This window comes from Microcoleus sp. PH2017_24_DOB_U_A (assembly GCF_020738205.1).
Taxonomy (GTDB): Bacteria; Cyanobacteriota; Cyanobacteriia; order Cyanobacteriales; family Microcoleaceae; genus Microcoleus.
Map to the genome: position 1 here is coordinate 40,131 of NZ_JAEQCT010000033.1, position 23,510 is coordinate 63,640.

The 23,510-nt window shown below is 45.6% G+C and carries 19 protein-coding genes; 11 read left to right on the forward strand and 8 right to left on the reverse strand.

The genetic code is table 11. From position 1 onward, the window contains the following. Window positions 1–113: 113 nt before the first annotated feature. Window positions 114–1,874 carry a serine/threonine-protein kinase gene (locus JGK07_RS09415; RefSeq protein WP_293241728.1) on the reverse strand — a complete coding sequence of 587 codons (1,761 nt, stop codon included), beginning with the start codon at window positions 1,872–1,874 and terminating at the stop codon, window positions 114–116. A 540-nt stretch (window positions 1,875–2,414) separates the two neighbouring features. On the opposite strand from JGK07_RS09415, the gene JGK07_RS09420 reads away from it, so the two are divergent. The 3 genes from JGK07_RS09420 (at window position 2,415) to JGK07_RS09430 (ending at window position 4,776) form a co-directional block, all read left to right on the forward strand. Beyond that, the gene (locus tag JGK07_RS09420; protein WP_293154026.1) at window positions 2,415–3,845 is read left to right on the forward strand and encodes a form I ribulose bisphosphate carboxylase large subunit; all 1,431 of its coding nucleotides are present in this window, start codon (window positions 2,415–2,417) and stop codon (window positions 3,843–3,845) included. A gap of 135 nt (window positions 3,846–3,980) precedes the next feature. Continuing rightward, window positions 3,981–4,394, forward strand: coding sequence for a chaperonin family protein RbcX (locus JGK07_RS09425; RefSeq protein ID WP_293154023.1), 414 nt, complete (start codon window positions 3,981–3,983; stop codon window positions 4,392–4,394). Window positions 4,395–4,440: 46 nt separating this feature from the next. Then, window positions 4,441–4,776 carry a ribulose bisphosphate carboxylase small subunit gene (locus JGK07_RS09430; RefSeq protein WP_293154020.1) on the forward strand — a complete coding sequence of 112 codons (336 nt, stop codon included), beginning with the start codon at window positions 4,441–4,443 and terminating at the stop codon, window positions 4,774–4,776. Window positions 4,777–4,926: 150 nt separating this feature from the next. On the opposite strand, the gene JGK07_RS09435 is transcribed toward JGK07_RS09430, so the two are convergent. From JGK07_RS09435 to JGK07_RS09445, 3 genes are all read right to left on the reverse strand, one after another. Then, window positions 4,927–5,562: a restriction endonuclease subunit R gene (locus tag JGK07_RS09435; protein ID WP_293180908.1), complete on the reverse strand. Its 636-nt coding sequence runs from the start codon at window positions 5,560–5,562 to the stop codon at window positions 4,927–4,929. 147 nt (window positions 5,563–5,709) lie between these two features. Beyond that, window positions 5,710–5,943, reverse strand: a complete 234-nt coding sequence (locus JGK07_RS09440) for a hypothetical protein (protein WP_293180911.1) — start codon at window positions 5,941–5,943, stop codon at window positions 5,710–5,712. A 10-nt stretch (window positions 5,944–5,953) separates the two neighbouring features. Next, a complete protein-coding gene (locus JGK07_RS09445) occupies window positions 5,954–7,177 on the reverse strand; it encodes a hypothetical protein (protein ID WP_293180914.1) in 1,224 nt (407 codons plus the stop codon). A 254-nt stretch (window positions 7,178–7,431) separates the two neighbouring features. On the opposite strand from JGK07_RS09445, the gene JGK07_RS09450 reads away from it, so the two are divergent. Next, window positions 7,432–7,698, forward strand: a complete 267-nt coding sequence (locus tag JGK07_RS09450) for a hypothetical protein (protein ID WP_293180917.1) — start codon at window positions 7,432–7,434, stop codon at window positions 7,696–7,698. A gap of 84 nt (window positions 7,699–7,782) precedes the next feature. Here the strand turns inward: JGK07_RS09450 and JGK07_RS09455 are convergent, their stop codons facing one another. The 4 genes from JGK07_RS09455 to JGK07_RS09470 all read right to left on the reverse strand — a co-directional run bounded on the left by JGK07_RS09455 (window position 7,783) and on the right by JGK07_RS09470 (window position 10,849). Then, entirely contained in the window at window positions 7,783–8,157 is a 375-nt protein-coding gene (locus JGK07_RS09455; protein ID WP_293180920.1) for a hypothetical protein, read from the reverse strand. A 289-nt stretch (window positions 8,158–8,446) separates the two neighbouring features. Continuing rightward, window positions 8,447–8,944 (reverse strand): 2TM domain-containing protein, encoded by a 498-nt coding sequence (locus JGK07_RS09460; protein WP_293180923.1) that lies wholly within the window; start codon window positions 8,942–8,944, stop codon window positions 8,447–8,449. Beyond that, window positions 8,931–9,146: a hypothetical protein gene (locus tag JGK07_RS09465; RefSeq protein ID WP_293290836.1), complete on the reverse strand. Its 216-nt coding sequence runs from the start codon at window positions 9,144–9,146 to the stop codon at window positions 8,931–8,933. Before JGK07_RS09465 ends, JGK07_RS09460 begins: the two co-directional genes overlap by 14 nt. A 104-nt stretch (window positions 9,147–9,250) precedes the next feature. After that, entirely contained in the window at window positions 9,251–10,849 is a 1,599-nt protein-coding gene (locus JGK07_RS09470) for a PQQ-binding-like beta-propeller repeat protein (protein WP_293224691.1), read from the reverse strand. Between the two features lie 126 nt (window positions 10,850–10,975). Here JGK07_RS09470 and JGK07_RS09475 point away from each other — a divergent pair, with 126 nt between their 5' ends. The 7 genes from JGK07_RS09475 to JGK07_RS09505 all read left to right on the forward strand — a co-directional run bounded on the left by JGK07_RS09475 (window position 10,976) and on the right by JGK07_RS09505 (window position 23,326). Further along, the gene (locus tag JGK07_RS09475) at window positions 10,976–13,054 is read left to right on the forward strand and encodes a thioredoxin domain-containing protein (protein WP_293290838.1); all 2,079 of its coding nucleotides are present in this window, start codon (window positions 10,976–10,978) and stop codon (window positions 13,052–13,054) included. A gap of 513 nt (window positions 13,055–13,567) precedes the next feature. Continuing rightward, window positions 13,568–14,767 (forward strand): glycosyltransferase, encoded by a 1,200-nt coding sequence (locus JGK07_RS09480; RefSeq protein ID WP_293180935.1) that lies wholly within the window; start codon window positions 13,568–13,570, stop codon window positions 14,765–14,767. Window positions 14,768–14,991: 224 nt separating this feature from the next. Next, the gene (locus JGK07_RS09485; protein WP_293191067.1) at window positions 14,992–16,308 is read left to right on the forward strand and encodes a glycosyltransferase; all 1,317 of its coding nucleotides are present in this window, start codon (window positions 14,992–14,994) and stop codon (window positions 16,306–16,308) included. Between the two features lie 264 nt (window positions 16,309–16,572). Then, on the forward strand, window positions 16,573–17,805 hold the full coding sequence (locus tag JGK07_RS09490; protein WP_293274518.1) for a glycosyltransferase: 1,233 nt from the start codon (window positions 16,573–16,575) through the stop codon (window positions 17,803–17,805). Continuing rightward, complete coding sequence (locus JGK07_RS09495; protein ID WP_293180947.1) at window positions 17,802–18,593, forward strand: ABC transporter permease; 792 nt, start codon at window positions 17,802–17,804, stop codon at window positions 18,591–18,593. Before JGK07_RS09490 ends, JGK07_RS09495 begins: the two co-directional genes overlap by 4 nt. Then, window positions 18,594–20,666: a Wzt carbohydrate-binding domain-containing protein gene (locus tag JGK07_RS09500; RefSeq protein WP_293180950.1), complete on the forward strand. Its 2,073-nt coding sequence runs from the start codon at window positions 18,594–18,596 to the stop codon at window positions 20,664–20,666. A 173-nt stretch (window positions 20,667–20,839) separates the two neighbouring features. Then, the gene (locus tag JGK07_RS09505) at window positions 20,840–23,326 is read left to right on the forward strand and encodes a sulfotransferase (RefSeq protein ID WP_293191063.1); all 2,487 of its coding nucleotides are present in this window, start codon (window positions 20,840–20,842) and stop codon (window positions 23,324–23,326) included. Window positions 23,327–23,510 lie beyond the last annotated feature (184 nt).

The window sequence follows — 23,510 nt, forward strand, 5'->3', positions numbered from 1 at the left end:
GGACTAATAAATAAAGGGTGTATTTAAGCCGGATTTAGTATAAAAAGCTGATATTTGCGTTTATATGTGGTTAAAAATCATAAAAAAATTCCAGCGGACACGCTCTAAATTGCCTACCGCCATCCCAACCACCGCAACACGGGCACAACTAAATAATGACTAACTCCCAAACAAAGCCCGATCGCACTTCCCAACAAACCAAAAAATGCAATTGAACTCCCAATCTGCAACCAGCCGAAGGGATAACCAGACGAAAGATCCAAAATTCCTAAAAAACTCCCTGGAAAAATGCTCAAAGCATTCAAAAATAGAAACATTCCCGTCGAACAAGCAGCCACCACCAAAGCGTGCGCTAATTGGTGACTCCGCAAACCCATGCCGATGGTTAAAGTGGCGATCGCAAATGCCCCCAAAATAATCCCCTGCACGCCGCTAAAAGCAGTCGCTTCCATCCAGCACAAACTCGCCAACAAATAGCCCTGAGCACCCATCAATCCCGACAGCCAATACTGTTTTTGCTGGCGAAAACTCCCCGCATCCGTCAAACCTATCGCAGTGCCCCAGCCCGCAAAAGCAAACAAGAGCACTTCCGGGCCGACATTAAAACTCATATAAGGAATTAATTGGTGCAAACCTTCATTCAAAAAACTCGCAAATTCCGGGCCAATAGGCGAAGCATAGGCCAAAACCAAACCGCCGATCGCCCCTGCGGATCCACCAACCCCACCGAGCACCATTTCCCAGCCCGTATCCAGAGAAGCTACTACAAGTTGGGCGATCGCGCCGAACACCAAAACCGTCAAACTTGCCGTTTTTTGCGCCGTCGCCACCACCACTTGCCGGCAAAATTCCACAATAGCTTGACTGACTGGGGCTAACGCAATTTTGCCCTTACTCTTAGCATAAATATCTTGCAAACGCGATCGAACATCCGCAGCCGAAGCCGGACGCTGCTGTATATTCGATCGCACCATATCATCCAACAAATTCGCAAAAGCCGGACTCACAGACACAATGTGGCGCCAGCGCAACTCCCCCGTCATCGGATCTTCAATTTCCGCCGGATACTTCCCCGTCAGCAAATGAATGCAAGTCCGCCCGAGGGCATAAAAATCCGTCGCCGGGACAACTTGGCCCCCAACAATTTGTTCCGGCGGGCTGTACCCAGGCGAAATCAACCGCGTCGAAGAAGCAGAATCTTTCCCCATTGGTTCGACACCGCCCATTTGTTTAACTCCCCCAAAGTCGATCGTCACCAATTGCAAACCGCCCAAACCCTTGCTCAGCAACACTTGGGGCGACTCCGGGTCTCGCAGCATCAAATTGGAGGGTTTAATGTCGCGGTGAATAATCTGACACCGATGCAACTCCTCTAAAATTTGCACAGCTTGACTCAGCCAGCTAAACACCCATTCCTGCGGACATCCCTGAGGGTGATCTTCAAGAATTTCTTCTAAAGTTTTGCCGTGAATCTTTTCCATTACCAAACAAGGTAAGCGCCTCCCTGTGGCATTTCCATCCCCGCCTCCCAAATTTTGGGTTTGGACGTGAAAATAACCGTCCGGCTCGACTCTTGGAACGCCGGGGTGCCGCAAAATTGCCAAAACCCAAGCTTCCTGCTCGAACAGTTTTAGCGCTTTCGGAGAAGTTTCGAGCAACAATTTGAGGACGCGCTCGGTTTGAGTTTCTGCGTCCCAAACTGTGTAGATAGCTGCAAAACCCCCGGTACCGAGCCCTTGTAGAGGTATGTAGCGATTTTTTAGCCGCAGCGGAGTCCCGCAACTCTGACAAAAATTGTTGCCCCAAGTCTGAGGGTAAGGCCTTGGGCAATCTGGATTGATGCAGTGGACGGCTTGTGAAGGGGGGTGAGGCACAACCAGAGTAAAGATGGGGCTAGATATCCATAGTAGACTTACGTGCAGCTAACGCAGAAACCCGGTTTGCCGCACAAGTCCTGTCCATATTATGTGCTATGCTGCCGACTTTTAGGTACGTTGTTGGGCTTCAGCCCTCTTCTAATATATGTAAAGAGGGCTGAAGCCCAACAACGTACCTTTGGAGTTCTATAAGTATTTATAACTAATTTTTTCCTACCCCCAACCCAAAATTTAATATCTAAAATTTAATCGATCTCCACCATGATTTAAGTATTTATGACTAATTTTTTCTCCTTCTCCAATCTAAAATCTAAAATTTAAAATCTAAAATCTCATCGATCCCCAACCCTTAGCCCTGCATCCTTCGCCACTTTTGTTTGATAAGATATGTTACATAAAATTTCCTAATGTAAAGCTAAATAAACAATACTTATGATGATTAAAAGAATATTAAAATTGTAACGCGCCACTTTATTGATATATTTCTAAGAGCCTGCGATCGGGCAAAAAAATTAAGCGAATACTAGGAAGCGAGATATGGCTTACGCGCAAACCCAAACTCAATCAAAGGCTGGGTATAAAGCCGGAGTTCAAGACTATAAACTAACGTATTACACACCGGACTACACGCCGAAAGATACAGATATTTTGGCAGCATTCCGCGTCACACCTCAGCCAGGAGTTCCCCCAGAAGAAGCTGGAGCTGCTGTGGCTGCTGAATCTTCCACCGGTACATGGACAACTGTGTGGACTGACCTCCTGACCGACCTCGACCGCTACAAAGGTCGCTGCTACGACATCGAGCCAGTTCCCGGTGAAGACAACCAATACATCTGCTTCATCGCTTATCCTTTGGATTTGTTTGAAGAAGGTTCCGTCACCAACTTGCTGACCTCTTTGGTTGGTAACGTTTTCGGTTTCAAAGCTCTGCGTGCTCTGCGGTTAGAAGACTTGCGGATTCCCATTGCTTACCTGAAAACATTCCAAGGCCCTCCTCACGGTATTACCGTTGAGCGCGACAAATTGAACAAGTACGGCCGTCCTTTGCTGGGTTGTACAATTAAGCCCAAATTGGGTCTGTCTGCTAAGAACTACGGCCGCGCCGTTTACGAAGTTCTACGCGGCGGTTTGGACTTCACCAAAGACGACGAAAACATCAACTCGCAACCGTTCATGCGTTGGCGCGATCGTTTCTTGTTCGTTCAAGAAGCTATTGAAAAAGCTCAAGCAGAAACTGGCGAAGTCAAGGGTCACTACCTCAACGTAACCGCCCCTACCTTTGAAGAAATGATGGAACGGGCTGAGTTCGCCAAAGAAATCAAAACCCCCATCATCATGCACGACTACCTAACCGGTGGTTTCACTGCAAACACCAGCTTGGCCAAATGGTGCCGTCGCAACGGTATTCTGTTGCACATTCACCGCGCTATGCACGCCGTGATCGATCGTCAAAAGAACCACGGTATCCACTTCCGCGTGCTTGCCAAGTGCTTGCGGATGTCCGGCGGCGACCACCTGCACTCCGGTACAGTTGTGGGCAAACTCGAAGGCGAAAAAGGCATCACGATGGGCTTCGTAGACTTGATGCGCGAAGACCACATCGAAGAAGACCGCAGCCGCGGTATTTACTTCACCCAAGATTGGGCCTCCATGCCTGGTGTCATGCCAGTTGCTTCCGGTGGTATCCACATCTGGCACATGCCAGCCTTGGTTGAAATCTTCGGCGACGACTCCTGCTTGCAGTTCGGCGGCGGCACCTTGGGCCACCCTTGGGGTAACGCACCTGGTGCAGCAGCTAACCGCGTTGCATTGGAAGCTTGCGTTCAAGCTCGTAACGAAGGCCGCAACTTGATGCGCGAAGGCGGAGACATCATTCGCGAAGCTTGCAAATGGAGCCCTGAATTGGCTGTTGCTTGCGAACTCTGGAAAGAAATCAAGTTTGAGTTCGAGGCAATGGATACCGTTTGATGATTTTTGGTTAGAGATTTTAAGTTTTAGGTCGCAAACTTGCTGTTAAGTCTTTATCTTTGAAGAAGATTTACAAGTAAGTTTGCATCCAAAATCTAAAATTCAAAACCTAAAATTTGAGGGAGCTGGGGTCAAATGGATCTCAAACAAGTTGCGAAAGACACCGCTAAGGTGCTGGCAAGTTACCTAACCTATCAATCCGTGCGGATTGTTGTAGCTCAGTTGAGCGAAACCAATCCTCCTCTGGCAATCTGGCTGAATGACTTTTCCACCAAGGGCAAAATCCAAGATGGAGAAGCTTACATTGAGGAACTGCTGAGGGAAAATCAAGATTTAGGATTTCGGATCATGACGGTGCGAGAATATCTGGCGCACGATGTGACGGAATTTTTGCCAGAAATGGTTTGTACTGGCATTCAACAGGCGAATATGGAACACAGACGCCAGCATTTGGAGCGAATTACGCAGCTTAATTGGTCTGTGGCTAGCAGCAATCCTGAAACATCCTCAATAGATTCTGAACCGAATCTGGATAATTTGTCGAGTTAATCGATCGCACTTGGCGAATCGAACACACACCTTAGAGATACAAAAAATGAAGACTTTACCTAAAGAGCGTCGTTACGAAACTCTGTCATATTTGCCCCCGCTGACAGACGCCCAAATTGCCAAGCAACTGCAATACATCTTGGATCAAGGCTATATTCCCGGCGTAGAATTCAACGAAACCTCTGCCGCTGAAATGCGCTACTGGACATTGTGGAAGTTGCCTTTGTTTGGTGCTCGCAGCGTCCAAGAAATCATGACTGAAGTTCAAGCTTGCCGCTCTGAAAACCCCACCTGCTACATCCGCGTCATGGGTTTTGACAACGTGAAGCAGTGCCAAGTGCTGAGCTTCATCGTGCACAAGCCTAACACCAGAGGCTACTAAGCTTTAACAACTCTATTTTGTAGAGAAAAAGCTAGCTAAAAATTGAGGCGTGGGAATTCTCCCCGCCTCATTTTTTTGTGCAGAAGACTCGGCGGTTGAAACCGCCTCTGTACATATAAAAGCTGCTTCCGCCGTTTCAAGATTGGATTGTTAGAGCTTGCAAATAGCTTTGAACACTTGCAGCAACACAACTGAAGATTCTGGTTCCATCAGATTTAGCAAAGGCATTAACTGATAGGTGGGCGGATTTCCACGACGGATATTGACAAACTGATATTCCATTCCATTGGTTGTCAAACCCCAGATTGCGTCTTGATATTTTAAATTTTGATAAGCATAGGTAAGCAATTGGGATAAACCCATAAATGCGTTGATTCCTGAATTTTTAGTTTCAATCACTAAAACCCAAAAAGATGTTTCACTTCTTAATGATTTTAATTTATTGACTGCCAAAATATCAAACCGCCCTTTAATGATTATGTCTTCATCTTCAATGCTAATTTCGGCAATGTCTTGTTCTAGACTAATTTTAATAGGTGGGCGGTAGAAGCCAGCTAATCGCATTAAGGGAAAAGTAGTCAGAGCTTGTACCAATCCTTCAGAAACGCGATCGGTAGAGATGTAGTCATCGAAGTCATCCCGGATTTGTATAAGTTCCTGCTGTTCGTGTTCTGTTATATCTTCAAGGGATAACAGCGAGGTAAATGAGCTGTTGTAGTGCTTTTGTAAGCCGAAAAGACGGTGGACTTCTCCTAATGTTAAGTTTTTGGCATTAATAACTGTCATAATCTTCAAACAAATTAAGTCTCTATTGTAATTATAACATATGCACAAAACTAGGTTTGTAGTAAGGACTTCAGTCCTTAAAACCGAGGCTGAAAGGACTAAAGTCCTCACTACGAACTTGAAAGGACTAAAGTCCTCACTACGAACCTAATCTATCTGCTCCACTACAACTCCATCAACTATTTCATAACCCCAGCTAGAATTTCTGGCTGCAAGTTGTTTAGCCATGTCGTATTCGCCCAAAATACAAAGCTCTATTAACTGCTGAAAACCTGAATTTTTCTCGCGCTGCAATCTTTCCTGACGCAGCTTTTCTCTTTCTGGATTAGAAGGATTTGGGCGCTCACTTCCCAGCGGATTGATATCGCTAATTCGTTTCATTTTAGCCTCATTAAAAAGGGATAGATTCTACAATTTCACCGTCAAAAATTTCATAGCCCCATTCTGGATTAGCAGCAATTTGTTTTTCAACTATACTTCGACCGAGAGAAGTTTGGTAAGCTTTTTGTAAAAACGAAATACTCGGGATTTCGTCTGTAGTTGGTGGCTGTTGTTGTTCGATTTTTGGCGGTTCAGGAATTGGTTCAGATGTGGATTGATTCAGGGCAAATTGCGGCGCGATCGCCCCTAATTTATTCATCACACTTTCTTTGGTAATTTGTGGTCTTTCGTTGAAGGAAGACGGTAAATATGCGGTTTCTACCCCTTGGTTTTTGGCTTTGAGCGCATCGTCCGCAATTCGATCGCACTTTCGCAAAAAACCCTCCCACAAATCCTTCCCCAAAACCGGGTTTCTCAAATCAGCACGAGCTTTAGATACCGCTGCTTCCAGCGGTTCGCCCTTGTGCACGTAATACTGAATTCGCTCCTCCTCAAACGCCGGATAAGGCACTTCCGGCTCAATTTCCCACTCCCGCTTAACTTTCTGACTTTCTCCTAAAGGAATTCCCGCGATAAACTCGTCCCAAAAAGTCGAAGTTAAGCCCTTTGTCATGCTATCAATAATTTTAAAAGCCCATCCCGAAGGATTGCCAAACCATAAGTTATGCTGTCTGGCATATTCTTCTAAAGCTCGCTGAAAGTTATGCAGTTCTTCTTGGGAATTCCAAGGCCCGCTAAATCGATAATTTGGATTGACTGCAACCGCTATTTGCTGCCGCGGTTGCCCGAAAAACTTGTCAGTTTTAACCGCACGCTCTGGGGTGTAAGTTTCGGCAAATATTTCTAGAGGAAGATTGTTGTTTTCGCGGCTTGTTTGTGTTATGCTATCGCCGGAAGTAGGTGTCAACAAGTTATTAAATTTTTCCTCGAAGGCGTCAATATCCGCCCAGAGTTCGAGAGTGTCGGTGTTGGGATTTGTGGATTTTGCTTTCAGGAGCGATCGCACTTTCAGCAGCCGTATCGCTAATTCCTGTTCTTCGCGATTTAAACCAGTAGCTTTTTCAATTTCGCTGCTGTTAGTTTTCACCCATTCGCCCGAGTTAGACTGTTGTGTTTGCCATTGCAACAATTGGCACAGAAAAATGCTCGCCGCGACTCCGCCAGTAATTTTGCCTAGTGTCGGATAGTAGATGGCGGGATTTCCGAGATTTCCTAAAAATATTCCTATTTTCATGTTTGATATTCCTAATTCCCTTAAATTGTAGGGTGCGCCATCAGCACCTTACCCTTAAATTGTAGGGTGCGCCATCAGCGCCGAGATCTCCACTAAAGTAGCATCAAAAAACTTAAGATTTTCTTTAAGCTTCTGTCTATTCCTGACTGAATGGAGTTTCTAGAGGAAAGACGGGGATCGCTTGTGCGATCGCCTGATTGACAGAACCGAGTTAAACGTAATAATAAATTATTTACTGTACATTTCCCCCCAAAATGAATCCAGAACGTCAAGAGGCTTATTTGAACTTGATCGAGCGAGTGCTTACCTGTCCCAACGGTCAAGAACCAGAGGTTTTAAGTTCCTGTTCCGATTTAATAGATGCGGGATTTGTGCAGATGCTAATCCAGATATCAGCTTCAATGGCCCGGGAAGGTGACGAAGATACTGCTAATTTTTTAGTGCAACTTGCTCGCTTGCTGGGGAAATCTTTGGGTTTGTCGCCGGATGTCGTGCCCGCTAGCTACAGCCGCGCACAGTGATAGATAAGCGTAGCTATCCCCTAGGCAATCGCCTCGTTGTATCATGTTTTGGGAAATCGGGGAATCTTAACTCCATCGATACCTTTACAACTGATATTCAAGAGGCTCGCAAAAATCATTTACCCCAGTTTTAAATACATAAATAATCACCGATGTCACCAAAATCTGCGGGCAAGTTTTGGCAGCAACTAAATCTCTAAAAGCAGCATTCAATTGTCCGTTTATCAACTCTTCTTTTACCTCAGATTTGCAAATAGCAACGCGGCATCTTTTTGCCAATCCATCCAACCAGTTTTCAGAGATATTCGGTTCTTGTCCAGCTTGAATTGCTAGAGAAATAGCTGCATCTTCGATGTTGCCTTCACAATCTTCGATTTCGTCTAGGGCTTTGAGGGCTGCGGGATATTCCGCTAATTGCGATCGAAATTGGGCAATTTCTTGTGAGGTAATAATCACCATAAGATTTTCTTGTGTTTTCGGCTCGCGGATATGTTTAGCAGTTAAAGTTGGTATTATAGCATTTTTTGGTTGAGGTTGGGATTGCGCGATCGAACTTAATTACATTTGCAATTAATTGTTGCCACTTCGCAATAGCCTGCCTGGAGGTTAAATCCTCATCTAAAAGCAGAAGTCAGGGCGATGAAGCCTGATGTTAAAATTGATTAGTTTCCTCTGTAATTGCGAAGTTTGTGAATCAATCGCAGACTTTAGCTGATAAATATGTCATTGACAAAAGAGTGACTGAATATCAAGACTGCAACCACTTCATAAACTTATCCGTCGCCGTACCTATCGACTCTCCCACCTGTTTCTTCAAACGCCACCGCCCAAAAGCTTGTTCGTAATCTTCCCCTTCAGTTTGATAAACATTCCAAGCATTCAGCGACAATCCCAATCCCCAGGTTAGTAAAATGAAGAGTGACCAAGAAAGCTCATGCGATCCTGCTAGATTAAACAAAACTAAAAAAGTATTGACAATGCCGTATTTTGTCAAGTTTTTTCGCAATTTGCCGCGACGGTAAGAGTTAAAAACCAGCTTTTCCTGAAATTCACCTCTAGTGGCTAACCATTGCTGTTCCGCCGCCACGATATCCTGTTCGGAAATGCCTAATTCCGCCCCAATCTCGAAAAGCTGCACTCGGGAAAGTTCGCCGTCATCTTGTCGCCGTGCGATCGCAAGCTGTAAAATACCTTGGGCATCCTCAGCACCGTAAATTTGATTTATTTGACTGTCATTGGTCGCCATATAATAAGTTTCCTATAATTCCTGATATCCTTTCCATGATAGAGACAAGCGCTGTTAAACGGTAGGTGGTGACATTGGCGGATTTCAACACCCGGAAACTGCCGAAAGTCGATCGAACGGGCAAGATGCCCGTTCCACAAGATAATTGATTAGTTGTGGAACAGGCATCTTGCCTGTTGCTGCTGTATTGTGGAACAGGCATCTTGCCTGTTGCTGCTGTATTGTGGAACAGGCATCTTGCCTGTTGCTGCTTATTGTGGAACAGGCATCTTGCCTGTTGCTGCTGTATTGTGGAAAATATCAATTCTAACCCAAAGTATACATCCAGCCATCCCGGGCGCAAATCCTCACAAGCCCATCCCAAACAACAGGTGTCGCCTCAAACGATAAACCCGGCTTAAATCTACCCGATTCTTTTACCTTCAAACGGTAAAACTCGCCCTTAGCATTTTTCAAAGCATTCTTATCCCCCGACTTCGCTCGTTCCCACTTCAACTCAAACAAATAAACACCATTATATCCCGCACTAATCAGTTTATTGCCATCCGTAAAAATCGGAGTCGAAATCGAAGAACCAATCTCCTTTTTAAACACGATTACCGGAGTATCGTAAGACTGATTTCGCCAAGGTACAGAATTCTTTTTACCTGTAATCGTATCTTGGGAACCGATGTACAAATTGCCATCGATCGCATTTGTGGCAAATAGCGCTGGAAATCCCCCAGGATTGTACTCATCATTCAACGCCACCGAACCGATTATCCCGCCTTCCCAGCCTGAAAGTCGGCGATTTCCGGTAGGTAAAAACCATTCGACGCTGGCATTCGGTTCTTTGTTCGGATTTAGTTTGAGGACTCCGCCGTTACCTGCAATGTATTGTTTTTCAATCGCACAAAACAGTTTACCCGATTTAGATATTACAGCACTTCCATCAATATCTGAACCAGTATAGAAATCCCATACTATCTTTTTTGTTTTAATACTTATCCCATAAATATGTCCAGAACCCGCAGCTATAAACAGTCTATCTTTGAGCCGAGAAGGTGATGATTCTGCTACCAAGTTACCGCCGTGCTTGCTGATATCTCCTGGCGCATAAAGCTGTACTTCCGACAAGATCTGCGGTTGCTTAATTCCTTGTTTAACTTTAGCTTTGCTGGCAGAACTATTGATAAAATAGCCGATCGCATTTTCCCCCGCATTGAACAACAGGCCATCGCCCAGATACAAAGCACTGCTATCGTTATCCTGACTGTAGCTGGGCGTTCTCCGGATGTCCAACTTCCACAGTTCCTTACCGGTTCTAAAAGATATTGCCCTAAAACTCGGGACAAGATTTTTGCCACCACCGCCACTGCGGCTGCCTTGCAAAATCACAATTCTGTTTTCGGCGTTGGCTGTTTTGTCGATATAAATTGTTGAACTTCCTTTAATTATATCATCAAATTCATAGCGCCAAACTTCTTTATTTGTCGCCATGTCTATTTTGTGCAAATAGTGGTCAAAAGCACCTATAATTAAATAAGTTTTATCCCGATCTCTGATAATTGTTGGCTGTCCAGTCCAACCGGCACCACTCCAAACTTGAGATTGCCTTCCCAAAAAAGTCCGGCCGCTTCCTAGCTCAAATTTCTTGATTAACTTCAAGCCTTTGGGGACACCTCTACCGTAAAACCTGCGCTGGTCATTTCCCAAAAAAGTCGGTACGAATAATTCTACTTCTTGAACTAATTTTTTTGCCTGTTTTTTGGAGTCACTATTGCTTTTTAATAGAGGCTTGTTAGATGGTTCTGCTTTTTCAGATGGTTCGGATTGGCACTGTTTGAGAATGACAGGAGGAACTACAACACTCAACAAAAAATGTCCGAGCCGTTGATTGAAATTTCGACGAGATGATAAACTCATTTTATATCGAGATAATCAGTAATAATATTAAAACATGATTGTCGCCAAAACTTAACTAAAACATCTCACGCTAAACTGCTAAATAACTGACAAACTTACTCAGCACAAGTTAAATTATCTTTGATTATGGTCAACCGTCTTGCTCAATCCCAAAGCCTTTACCTGCGGAAACACGCCGAAAACCCGATCGACTGGTGGCCCTGGTGCGACGAAGCCTTAGAAACGGCCCTGGGCCAAAATAAACCGATTTTTTTGTCAATTGGCTACTCTAGTTGCCACTGGTGTACAGTGATGGAAGGAGAAGCATTTTCCGATCGCGCGATCGCCGAATACATGAATTCGCAGTTTGTACCGATAAAAGTCGATCGCGAAGAACGCCCGGACATCGACAGCATATATATGCAAGCTTTGCAAATGATGACGGGCCAAGGCGGTTGGCCTCTCAACGTTTTTCTCACTCCCGACGAGCGAGTTCCCTTCTACGGTGGCACTTATTTCCCCGTAACTCCGCGCTACGGACGCCCCGGATTTTTAGAAGTGTTGCAATCTATTCGCCGCTTTTACGATACAGAAAAGCGCAAATTGCAAGCCTTCAAAGGAGAAATTTTAGACAACCTCCACCAGTCGGCGCTGCTGTCAGTAACAACCGCAGAATTAAATCGCGAAGTCTTCCAAAAAGGCTTAGAACTCAATACCGGAATTATTGCCCGGAGTAACCCCGGGCCGAGTTTTCCAATGATGCCCTATGCTGATTTAGCACTGCGGGGAACGCACTTTAATTTTGATGCAAAATATGACAGCAAACAAGTCTGCACTCAGCGCGGCTTAGACTTAGCCTTGGGCGGCATTTACGACCACGTAGCGGGGGGATTTCACCGCTACACGGTTGACGCAACTTGGACTGTGCCGCACTTTGAAAAAATGCTCTACGATAACGGTCAAATTGTTGAGTATTTAGCGAATTTGTGGAGTGCGGGAATTGAAGAGCCAGCTTTTGAAAGTGCGATCGCGCGGACAGTAGAATGGTTGAAGCGAGAAATGACTGCGCCGACTGGCTATTTCTACGCAGCACAGGATGCTGACAGTTTTACCCCCCCAACCCCCCCTTACCAAGGGGGGACAACGGGGGGGTCTGAGCCGGAAGAAGGAGCGTTTTATGTTTGGACTTACACCGAACTACAAACGCTGTTAACTGTCGAGGAATTTGCTGAAGTTCAAGAAGCGTTTGATATTAGTCGCAGTGGCAATTTTGAAGGCAAAAATGTATTGCAACGCCGACATCCGGGAAAACTGAATGCAACGGTAGAAACGGCTTTAGCTAAACTTTTTGCTCTGCGCTACGGCGGCCATCCAGATACTGTAAAAACCTTTCCGCCAGCCCGCAACAATCAGGAAGCAAAAAACGACAGTTGGCCGGGGAGAATTCCAGCAGTTACTGACACGAAAATGATTGCGGCTTGGGCTGTTTTTGGGAATTTTGAGTATTTGGAATTGGCTGTGAAAGCTGCTAATTTTATTTTAGACAATCAGTGGATTGACGGGCGGTTTCAGCGACTGAATTATGACGGACAATCGGCGGTGGCGGCGCAGTCGGAAGATTATGCTTTGTTTGTGAAAGCTTTGTTGGATTTGCATCAAGCGAGTTTGATGTTAGGAAACGGGGAATCTGTACAGCAATTGCCGAATTCTCAGTTTTGGTTGGAGAAAGCTGTGCGGGTGCAAGATGAGTTTGATGAGTTTTTGTGGAGCGTGGAGTTGGGGGGGTATTACAATACTGCTAAGGATGCTAGCGGGGATTTGTTGGTGCGGGAACGCAGTTATACTGACAATGCTACTCCGGCGGCGAATGGAGTTGCGATCGCCTCTTTGGTTCGCTTGGCGCTGCTGGGTCAAAATTTAGAATATCTCGATCGCGCCCAACAAGCTTTGCAAGCTTTCAGCAGTATTGTCCGAGATAGTCCCCAAGCTTGTCCGAGTCTACTTTCGGCTTTAGATTGGTACCAGCATTCTACCCTAATTCGCACGTCGCCCGACCAGATTTCTGGATTGATTTCGCGGTATTATCCGACTGCTGTCTGTCAGATTGAGGCTGATTTACCTGAAGGTGTTATCGGGTTAGTTTGTGAGTGTTTGACTTGCAAAGAACCTGCGAAAAGCCAAGAGATGCTGTTAGCAGAAATTCTGCACAGTCAAACGCGAGTATAGAAGGAGAAGGACTTCAGTCCTTACTACAAACTTTTAGAGGAGAAGGACTTCAGTCCTTACTACAAACCTTTAGAGAAAAAGAAGGACTAAAGTCCTTACTACAAACTGGTTCGTAATAAGGACTTTAGTCCTTTCAATGTTAGGTCTCAATTCGCCCAAATTTTGACTAAATATTCTATCGTCACCTCGACAGCATGGGCGATTAACACCTGCAATTGACATCAGCCCGGACGTGCGATCGCCTTCGGCGGTAAAAATTGTGTAGAAAAAAAACTTGACATCAGCCGACGATAGAAAGTAAAAATAAATAACAGCAATCACCAAAATGAGGCTTTATGTTTGATTCGCGATCGGTGAGCGACAAGTATGACATTGATAAATTGCTATCTCGTACAACAATTTTGGCTAAAAGACATCCGGTAAAATACGGAGAATAGATGTTTTTTTTGAACCTTGTTCAGCAATCTAAAATTCACAATTCTGCAATCTAAAATCTAAAATCTAAAATCTAAAATGGCAACAGCTATTCTCGACCTGGAAATCTCCCAACTACCGCCAGAAATAGCGGTTGAGGAGCGTTACAGCAAAGCCTTGGTTTTAATTAGACTGCACGGAAAACCGATCGGTCAAGCGACTTTACCCGCAGTCGGAGGTCGCATAGACGGCTCCCAATTGCGGGAAACACTGATGAATGCTGTGGGCGATAACCTGTGGAAAAATTGGCTCTACGAGACCCTGGAATGGGACGAACGCGGGCCAGTACAGGCAATGCCCACAGCCACTGTAGCGGTTTGCACGCGCGATCGCCCGGAAGATTTGCAGCGCTGTCTCGACGCGTTGATGCGGCTGCCCGACGACGGTCAGGAATACTTAGTAATTGACAATTGTCCCGCCACGGAGGCTACGAGGGAACTGGTCGAAAATTACCCAAAAGTCCGCTACGTGCGGGAAGACGTGGCGGGGTCTAGCACTGCCCGCAACCGCGCTGTGCTGGAAGCTAAGGGGGAAGTTATCGCTCTGACAGATGACGATGCAGTACCAGATCCGAACTGGTTGCGATCGCTCTTGCACAATTTCGGCGATCCGCGAGTTATGTGTGTCACCGGGTTGGTAATGCCTTTGGAACTCGAAACTGAAGCTCAAGAATGGTTCGAGCGTTACAGCCCCCACGGACGTGGATTTCAGCGAGTCATCTTCGACGGGGCGTACTGCAACCCGCTGATTGTAGCTCCTATAGGCGTTTCGGCGAGTATGGCTTTGCGGAAGAGCGCGATCGACTGCGTAGGTCTATTTGACGAAGCTTTGGGTGTGGGGACGCCTGCAAAATGCGGGGAAGATCACGAACTTTATGTCCGCATCCTGACTGCGGGCTATCGCATTATCTACGAACCGAGGGCTCTAAGCTGGCATCGTCACCGGCGCGATTGGGAAGATTTGCGCAAAACGATGTACTGCTACGGAATTGGAGTCTACGCTTTCTGGACGCGCACTTTGGTGAAAAATCGGGAGTTTAGCATACCGCTGTTAGCCTGGGGATGGCTGCGCTACAAACAACTGCCTGAGTTGATTGCTTCTTTGCGAAACAAACCGGACTCTATCCCAAAAGACTTGCTCTTAGCTCAACTTCGCGGCTGCATCGGCGGCCCGATGGCTTATTTTGCTTCTCGCAAACGGTTGCAAGAAATTAAAGGGAAGTCAGTAGTTAGTAGTTAGTAGTCAGTAGTCATTAGTCATTAGTCATTGGTCATTAGTCATTAGTCATTAGTCATTAGTCATTAGTCATTAGTCATAGTGCTGTCCCCGCTCGCGAACGTTATTAGCGCGAGCGTCCCCGCTCGCGAACGTTATTAGCTGAGATTCTTCCATCTTCCATCTTCCATCTTCCATCTTCCATCTTCCATCTTCCATCTTCCAATTCCTATTACCAATTACCAATTATGAACAGGGAAAATCTCACTGTTAGCGTAATTATTCCCAGTCACAACCGCAGTTATTCGCTGCGACGCGCTCTCGATGCCCTGCACTCGCAGACTTATCCGATCGACCTCATCGAAGTGACGGTAGTTGCAGATAGCTGCATTGACGATACTTTGGCAATGCTCAAAGACTACCAAGCTCCGTTTAAAATACAGGTTATTGAAGCAAAGTGTCGGGCTGCTTCGATCGCCCGGAATACCGGAGCAGCCTCCGCTACCGGAAAACTGCTGATATTTATAGACGACGATATCGAACCAACTCCGCCTTTAGTCGAAAGTCATGTACGCATTCACCAACAGCGTCCGGGCTGCGCGGTAATCGGCCCTTATCCTCCTAAATTGCAGGGAGGGACTAGATTCTTTGACGTAACAGTGCGGGCTTGGTGGGAAGAAAAATTTTATGAGATGAGCCAGCCTGCTCATCGTTACACTTATCAAGACTTGCTCACCGGCAACCTTTCTCTGGATGCAGAACTGTTTGCTAGCACCGGAGGCTTCGATTCAGGCTTCGGCCAAGGCACTGCCCATGAAGATTACGAGTTCGGCTTACGCTTGCTCAAAGCAAATATACCTTTTGCTGTGGCAGCGGATGCAGTCGGGTATCACTACGAACACGAAACTAACAACCTCGATCGCTCTTTTCGGCGCGCGCGTGCGGAAGGCCGCTCCGATGTCTTGCTGGGTCAGAGGCACCCAGAACTCAGACCTACTCTGCACGTAGGGGATTACGAAACTCCTTACTCTCTGGTCGATCGGATTTTGGTCGCCCTGGTTTTTTACTGGCCGGCCGCGCTAGATTTGCTGGTGTTGGGACTGAGACGATCGCTAGATTTACTAGAAGCTGTCCGGATGCGCGGTACTTGGCGGTGGCTGAACACTAAATTGCGCGGTTACTGGTACTTCCGTGGTGTGGTAGACGAATTGAAAACTCGATCGGGCATTTCTAGTTTTCTGCAAGAAGGCCCGGCCCGCGCGGATTTGGCAGAAAACGAAATAGAAATCGATTTGCAGCAAGGTTTGGAAGCAGCAGAACAAAGGATTGATGCCGAAAGACCCGCCGGTATTTACCTTTACTACGACAAGCTGACAATCGGTCACATCCCTCCCGAAGTTGGCGCCGAACCTTTACGGGGAGTTCACCTGCGAACGATTCTGGCGCTGCACTTAGCCGAACCGCTGGCGAGAGCGATGGCGGTTAACGGTATGCCACACAGTTCTGAGTCGATCGCAACACAACCTTTACTTGCTTTTGAAGATCGTGTTTTGGCAATTAAATAATTGCTAATTGGTAAGTTGTAAGGGGTAATAGGTAATGGGAATAGTGAAATTAATAGCTAGTGCTTCATGTTAATGGCTAGTAATTTTCCTAATCGCCAATCACAAATACTAAATACCTAATGCTCCATCCGATTTTGGATTGCCGATTTGAGATTACAATTGCCATCAATTTTTCAATCTAAAATCTAAAATCTAAAATCTAAAATCTAAAAGTGCCAGATTCCAAGTCGGATATTTAGTTAGGAGGAAATTATGGCAATAAAAATGCTTGAGATCGAGTTTACTGAACAGATAAATCCGATTAGGGGACTAGAAAAATATGAAGGCGTCCGCATCTTGGTTCGCTACCGAGGACGCCCGATCGGCTGGGGCTATGTTAATAACAATCCCTGGGAACAGACAATCTCGGCAGATCGAGTGCGACAAACAATTGTCGAGCAGATGGGCAAGACGTTGATTCAATTGAGTTTGGCAGAGCAGTTAGCCCCGATCGCAGAGTTCGATCGAGAATTGCCACCAATTAGCGTTGTCATCTGTACGCGCGATCGCACTGACTTACTCAAAGGCGCTCTGGAATCGCTGCTGGCCCTCGACTACCCCAATCGCGAAATTATCGTTGTAGACAACGCTCCCTCCAACAACAGAACTGCCGAATACGTCGCGGGATTACCTGTACGCTACGTCAAAGAGGAACGGCCAGGATTGGACTGGGCACGAAATCGCGGCATCGCGGAAGCCCGCCACGAAATTATTGCTTTTACCGACGACGACGCGCGACCCGATCGAGGTTGGCTGCGGTCAATTGCTGCTGGCTTTGCCGATCCCGAAGTCATGGCCGTCAGCGGTTTAGTCTCGGCTGCGGAACTGGAAACCATGCCCCAACAGCAATTTGAGCTGGTTTACGGCGGAATGCTGCAATATTTACACAAATTCAAAGTTGAAGGTAACAAACTTTCGGTGAAAGATTTGCTGTGGGCTTGCAATTACGGCGTTGGAGCAAATATGGCTTTCCGCCGCCAAATTTTTGAGGCTGTGGGCAACTTTGACGTGGCTCTTGATGTGGGGACGGCGACACGCGGCGCTGGCGATGTCGAGATGTTTCACCGGATTTTGGCGAAGGGATATACGACTTTTTACGATCCGAGCACTTTGGTGTGGCACTTGCACCGGCGCAGCGACAAAGCTTTGAGCCGACAGTTACAGGATAACGGGCGCAGTTTTGGGGCTTATTTGCTGACTTGCGATCGCAACCGTACCGTAGGGCGCGCCCAACTTGTGCACTTTGTCGTGTTTGAGTGGTTGGGTTGGTGGCTGCTGCGCCGCTTGCGGAATCCTGGCAAACTTCCCCGCAAATTCGTAGTCAGCGAATTGCTGGGGGCTTTGCAAAGTCCTTTTGCTTACCGAGAAGCTCAGTTGCAAGCGCGGCAGTTGGTGGCCCTTGCTGAAGAGGAATCGCAGGAAGTTGAACCGCAGGTAATAGCTGGGGGTGTCCAGTGAGAAATGCAGGACAACTGGTTTACAGGCGCCAAGTCGCTCATTTCTTTGATTTGCTGCGCGAGTTGGTCGATCGCGACATGAAACTACTCTACAAGCGATCGGCCCTGGGGATTGCTTGGACTTTGATCAATCCACTGTTGCAGTTGGCGGTTTTTTCTTTTGTGTTTCGATCGGTAATTCCAATCAACATTCCAAAATATTCTTCGTTTGCTTTCAGTGGTTTATTAATTTGGACTTGGACTCAAAGTGCCTTATTTCAAGCAACAGGACTAATCACCAGCAACCGCGCTTTAATTAGACAGCCAAATTTTCCGATCGCCATTTTGCCTGTAGTCACAACAGCAACAGGGCTAATTCACTTTTTACTGGCGCTCCCAGTCTTAATGATATTTCTGATAATTGACGGTTTGCAGCCGAATTCAGTGCTGTTTTTTTTGCCAGTGCTGCTGGTAATTCAGTTTTTTTTGACAGTCGGTTTGGCTTATCCCCTCGCTGCTTTGAACGTTACTTTCCGGGACACTCAGCACACTCTAGGCGTACTGTTGCAGATGCTTTTTTATCTGACTCCAATTTTCTACGACCTCAACAGCGTCCCGAAAGAATATCTGATATTTTATCAGTTGAATCCGATGGTGCCGTTGATTGAAGCTTACCGAGCTGTACTCCTCAGAGGCACGCAGCCTGATTGGATGGCATTATTAATTGTGAGTGTAGTAGTAGCTGCTCTTTTGCCGATCGGACTGGGAATTTTTAGACGGCAAAGCGATCGATTTGTGGAGGAATTGTAAATGCGTCAAGCAATTGTGATTAAAGGTTTAGGCAAGCGTTTCAACAGCTACAGTGCCGATCGACCTTTTACGATTATGGAGGCTGCTTTGTGGGGGTGGTGGCGGATGAAGCCACAAGCACATTTTTGGGCCTTGCGAGATGTGAGTTTTAGTGTTTCTCCTGGGGAAATGCTGGGAATTCTTGGCAAAAATGGAGCAGGAAAATCGACACTACTGCAACTGATTGGAGGTATCGGCCGTGCTGAGGAAGGAAGTATTAAAGTCAATGGCAAAATTGGCGGTTTGTTGGATTTGGGTGCAGGCTTTCACTCGGATTTAACAGGGCGAGAAAATGTGTTTGTGGGTGCGGTAGTAGCTGGTTTAACTCACCGGGAAGCGACGCGCCGCTTCTCTGATATTGTTGAATTTGCAGAATTAGAACAGTTTATTGACAGCCCCCTACGAACTTACAGTACGGGGATGCAAATGCGGCTGGCTTTTTCGGTAGCGGTACACACCGATCCGGAAGTGCTTTTAATTGATGAACATTTGTCGGTTGGTGATGTGGCTTTTCAAACTAAATGTTTGAACAAGATAGCCGAGTTTAAAACTAAAGGTTGTGCGATTGTTTTAATTTCTCACAATGCTGGACAAATTCAGAAATTGTGCGATCGAGCTTTGTGGCTGCGGGATGGTAAAATCCAGGCTTACGGAGAGCCGGAAGTTGTAGCCGGTCAGTATTTATCGGAAATGCGATCGGAAACAGAAAAGCGCACTCCCATGCGTCCTCCTGAAGTCACAAGTACAGGCTCGGAATTGCGTGTTAATGAAAACCGTTTCGGTTCTTTGGAAGTAGAAATTACGGATGTCAAAGTGTTGCCGGATGAGGAAATAGACAGCGGCGATACGATTACTATTGAAATTCATTACACGGTTCCCAAATCGATTGATGCTGCAATTTTTGGGGTGACAATCAGTCGGGAAGACGGTCAAAGTTGTTTTGAGACTAATACTAATCAAATGGGCCGGTTGATACCGCTGGCGAAAGGTAAAGGCAAAATCCGGCTGCACGTAGACAGGCTGGATTTAGGAAACGGGCAGTATTACGTGAATCCTGGGGTTTACGAGAAGAGCTGGGCCTACGCTTACGATTATCACTGGCACGTTTATCCGCTGTACGTGCGATCGACTGTACACCAAAAAACGATCCTTTGTCCGCCCTACCGCTGGGAGTTTGACGGCAAAATGGAGGTGCTGGATTTGCCAGAAACAACTGACAAAGTTCACGCTTTGAACAAAAATAATCCCAGCTACGCCAAGATTTCCACTCAGTTGAAAAATAAGCAGTCACCTGACTTTTTAATTCTGGGCGCTCAAAAGTGCAGCACCGAGGCTTTATACGGCTATCTAGAAAATCACTTGCAAAATATCAAAGAAGGTGCTAAGCAAGTACACTTTTTTGAATTGAATTTCGAGCGCGGTGTTGAGTGGTACAGCAAGCAGTTGACGCGGAGTGTTGCGGGTGACAAAGTGCTGCTGTGGGAGATGACTCCTTACTATATTTACCATCCGTTGGTGGCCGAGCGGGTTTACAAGTGTTTCCCGGATGTTAAGCTGATTGTGATGCTCCGCAACCCGGTACAAAGAGCGTGGATGCACTATCATTTAGAAGTGGCGATCGGCTGTGAAAAGCTGGATTTTGAAAAGGCGATCGCATCTGAACCAGACAGACTCAAAGGTGAGATCGAAAAATTCAAAGCCGATGAAGGCTATTACAGTTTCAACCACCAGCATTATTCCTACTTGTCGAGAGGAATTTATGTCGAACAAATCAAGAATTGGCTCGATTATTTTCCCAGGGAACAGTTGCTAATTATCAAAAGCGAAGATTTTCAAAAAAATCCGGGAGATGTGTTTTCAGAGGTGTTAGAATTCTTGGATGTTAAGGCGAGTGCTGTCAAAGAATATCAGGGTAATAGTGCCGAAGATTACAGTAATATGCCTCCGGAAATAGAACAAGAATTAACCAATTATTTTAAGCCTTACAATCAGGAGCTTTCTGATTTGTTGAAGGAAGATTTTAGTTGGAGTTAGGATGTTTGTGAAACCGCAGATGAACGCGGATTAACGCGGATTAATACGGTAAAACATAATTCCTGTAGGGGCGGGTTAACCAACCATATTTAATTTTTACCAACAATCTAGATAAACCCGCCCCCACTCCACGAAAAAAATTAGATCGCCAGTTTATTAATATAAAATCAACAATGCAACGAATATTTTTAGTAGGAGCTCCAAGAAGCGGTACTACAATTCTTCAGAGTTTATTAGCGGCTCATCCTGAAGTTATTTCTTTTCCTGAATCTAAGTTTTTTCACTATTTATTGTACGAGAAGTTTGCGGCAAAGTTGCCAAGCAGGATGGAAGCTTTTTTTAATGATGAGATTAATCGCCCTGAACTTTTGCAAGGTTTTGATGACAATCAAAGTGTGGAAGCTAAAGTTAGTTGGTTTGTCGGAGTTTTGGATGGTTTGGCTGCGGAACAGAACAAAAGCATTTGGTTGGAAAAAACGCCGGAACACATATATTTTATTGAGGATATAGAGCGCTTTTTGCCGGATTCTAAATTCATACATATTATGCGAAACAGCATGGATTGCATAGCTTCTATGTATGAGGCTACTCGGGATTTTAACGAATTGTGGGGCGGTGGTTGGGATTTAGATCGCTGTATCGAGGGATGGAAATATGCAGTATTAACTAGCCATAACTATCTTGATAAATCTAATCATATCTTGGTTAGATATGAAGATCTTGTAGAAAACAAAAAGTTAGTTCTAGAGGATATTTGTAATTTTATTGGAATTGAGTATGATGCTGGAATGCTGATTAATTATAAGGAAAAAGCAGCTAAGCTGAGTTTGAATTTACCTTGGCATCAAGGAATTGCCAGGGATATTCAAAGCACTAAGGTTCACAAATATCATCGAGTTTTTAAAGATAGTGAAATTAAAAATATTCTAACTCATATCGAGTGGGTAAATTCGAGAATTGCCTACAAGGTTACGGTGGAGGTGAGCGAATTAATTTCGGATATTAAGGTTCCACAAATATTCAATCGCGTTTGCTGTACAATCAAGTTAGCAGGTGTTGAACTCGAAGTTAGGGATTTGGAGCTTAATACTATACCAATCCTTTGGCTGCTCCTTCGACAATACAATAGCATGGCTGGGCTCTTATTTCTACGCAAGTCCCTTATTGAATTGCCAGTCTGTGACGGGATTGTGACGGGTACGGTGTTGGCAGATGCGATCGCAGCCCAGTTTGCTTGGCCAATACTTTCACGCTTCTTTCAAGACAATCCAGAAACTCCCCAACTGGAATGGACGCTATTTTTACAAGAAATCTGGAATCGTCCTAATTGGGTTGAGGCTAATTTTTACAATCCCGAAACCGTCGATGAAGCAGTCACAATCACTCTCGATGGAGACTTGATTGCTGTGGAAGTTAGCGAAGAATTGACTAATATAAAAGTTGAGCTTGCTGAAATTGACGTGCTGGTGACAGTAGGCGGTGTGGCGATCGCTATTGTAACCGTTGCCGTGGAAAATAATTTTGTTTCTGCTCAAAAAGTGCGATCGACAATTACTCGAAATATCGGTTTTGAGTTGTGCGTCGCCACCGTGCGAGAAGCTTTGTTGGGAAAACCGTTAGATAATAAGCAATCGTTGCGATCGCGCTTAACCTCTACTGCACAACAAAGGTCGAATCTGCCCGACTGGTTGAATGCAAAGGGTTCTAGGGGCATTTACCCCCAAGATGCGGTGATGTTCGGCAGGCGATGTGGTGCAACAGGAACCAGTATCAGCCGCCGCGCCGCACTCCCAGCCCAGGCGCTGCGCGAATTAGCGAAATCAGCAGCAATCGCAGGGGAAGTGATAATCCAAATTCCCAGAGAAAACGAGTTACCAAAGCAAGTATTTTACGCACCAGAAATCATTTGGCAAAAATCGCCTTACCGAGAAGTTTCTCACTCAGTGAAAACTCAAATATTTGACAATGATAGCATTACAGAAAAACTCTCGATTCTCGCCTACCGTCGCATTTCTCCCGATGGTTTAAATGCAATTACTCCGCAGGTTTTTGAACAACAGTTGCAGTATCTGAAAGAAAATGGTTATTACAGTGCTACTTGGGAAGATTGGCAAAATGCAAAACTAACTAAAACTCCTTTACCAGGTAAAGCTGTATTAATAACTTTTGACGGTGGCTATCTCGACTTTTTAACCTACGCTTTCCCTTTGCTAAAACGCTTTGACTTTACAGCCACTGTTTTTCTAGTAGCCGAGTCAATAGGAAAGACAAATAGTTGGGAAAAAGCCGAATTTGAACAAGTACAGTTAATGGAATGGCCGGAAATTAGACAATTGCGGGATGCAGGGATTGAATTTGGTTCCATGTCTGCCACCTATCAGCCTCTGACTTCATTGTCCCCCACCGAAATTGTGCGCGAAGCGGCGAAATCCCGCGCAACTTTGGAACGGGGATTAGGGAAATCTGTGAGAGTTTTTGCCTATCCCTACGGGAATGTCGATGAAATTGTAGCGCATTTAATCGGAGCAAGTGGGTATAGTTTCGGTGTATCATATAGATGGAGTACGAGCAATTTTCACGATTCTTTAATGTCGCTACCCCGCCTTCAAGTAACAGCAGAAAATTTCTGGGAATTGGTTCGTAGATGTGTATATTTGTAGGGTGCGTCAGCCAGAGATTTTTAAGACAATCAAAAACATTTCAACTGACGCACCCTACAAGTGAAATTGCTGCAACAAGGTGCGTCAGCCAGATATTTTCAACTCAACAAAAATCTTTCAACTGACGTACCCTACAAGTGAAATTGCTGCAACAAGGTGTGTCAGCCAGATATTTTCAACTCAA

Bases quoted from the DNA above. Each gene is read 5' to 3' on its own strand.
- JGK07_RS09420 (WP_293154026.1), top strand. From the start codon at position 2,415: ATGGCTTACGCGCAAACCCAAACTCAATCAAAGGCTGGGTATAAAGCC.
- JGK07_RS09425 (WP_293154023.1), top strand. From the start codon at position 3,981: ATGGATCTCAAACAAGTTGCGAAAGACACCGCTAAGGTGCTGGCAAGT.
- JGK07_RS09430 (WP_293154020.1), top strand. From the start codon at position 4,441: ATGAAGACTTTACCTAAAGAGCGTCGTTACGAAACTCTGTCATATTTG.
- JGK07_RS09435 (WP_293180908.1), bottom strand. From the start codon at position 5,562: ATGACAGTTATTAATGCCAAAAACTTAACATTAGGAGAAGTCCACCGT.
- JGK07_RS09440 (WP_293180911.1), bottom strand. From the start codon at position 5,943: ATGAAACGAATTAGCGATATCAATCCGCTGGGAAGTGAGCGCCCAAAT.
- JGK07_RS09445 (WP_293180914.1), bottom strand. From the start codon at position 7,177: ATGAAAATAGGAATATTTTTAGGAAATCTCGGAAATCCCGCCATCTAC.
- JGK07_RS09450 (WP_293180917.1), top strand. From the start codon at position 7,432: ATGAATCCAGAACGTCAAGAGGCTTATTTGAACTTGATCGAGCGAGTG.
- JGK07_RS09455 (WP_293180920.1), bottom strand. From the start codon at position 8,157: ATGGTGATTATTACCTCACAAGAAATTGCCCAATTTCGATCGCAATTA.
- JGK07_RS09460 (WP_293180923.1), bottom strand. From the start codon at position 8,944: ATGGCGACCAATGACAGTCAAATAAATCAAATTTACGGTGCTGAGGAT.
- JGK07_RS09465 (WP_293290836.1), bottom strand. From the start codon at position 9,146: ATGCCTGTTCCACAATACAGCAGCAACAGGCAAGATGCCTGTTCCACA.
- JGK07_RS09470 (WP_293224691.1), bottom strand. From the start codon at position 10,849: ATGAGTTTATCATCTCGTCGAAATTTCAATCAACGGCTCGGACATTTT.
- JGK07_RS09475 (WP_293290838.1), top strand. From the start codon at position 10,976: ATGGTCAACCGTCTTGCTCAATCCCAAAGCCTTTACCTGCGGAAACAC.
- JGK07_RS09480 (WP_293180935.1), top strand. From the start codon at position 13,568: ATGGCAACAGCTATTCTCGACCTGGAAATCTCCCAACTACCGCCAGAA.
- JGK07_RS09485 (WP_293191067.1), top strand. From the start codon at position 14,992: ATGAACAGGGAAAATCTCACTGTTAGCGTAATTATTCCCAGTCACAAC.
- JGK07_RS09490 (WP_293274518.1), top strand. From the start codon at position 16,573: ATGCTTGAGATCGAGTTTACTGAACAGATAAATCCGATTAGGGGACTA.
- JGK07_RS09500 (WP_293180950.1), top strand. From the start codon at position 18,594: ATGCGTCAAGCAATTGTGATTAAAGGTTTAGGCAAGCGTTTCAACAGC.
- JGK07_RS09505 (WP_293191063.1), top strand. From the start codon at position 20,840: ATGCAACGAATATTTTTAGTAGGAGCTCCAAGAAGCGGTACTACAATT.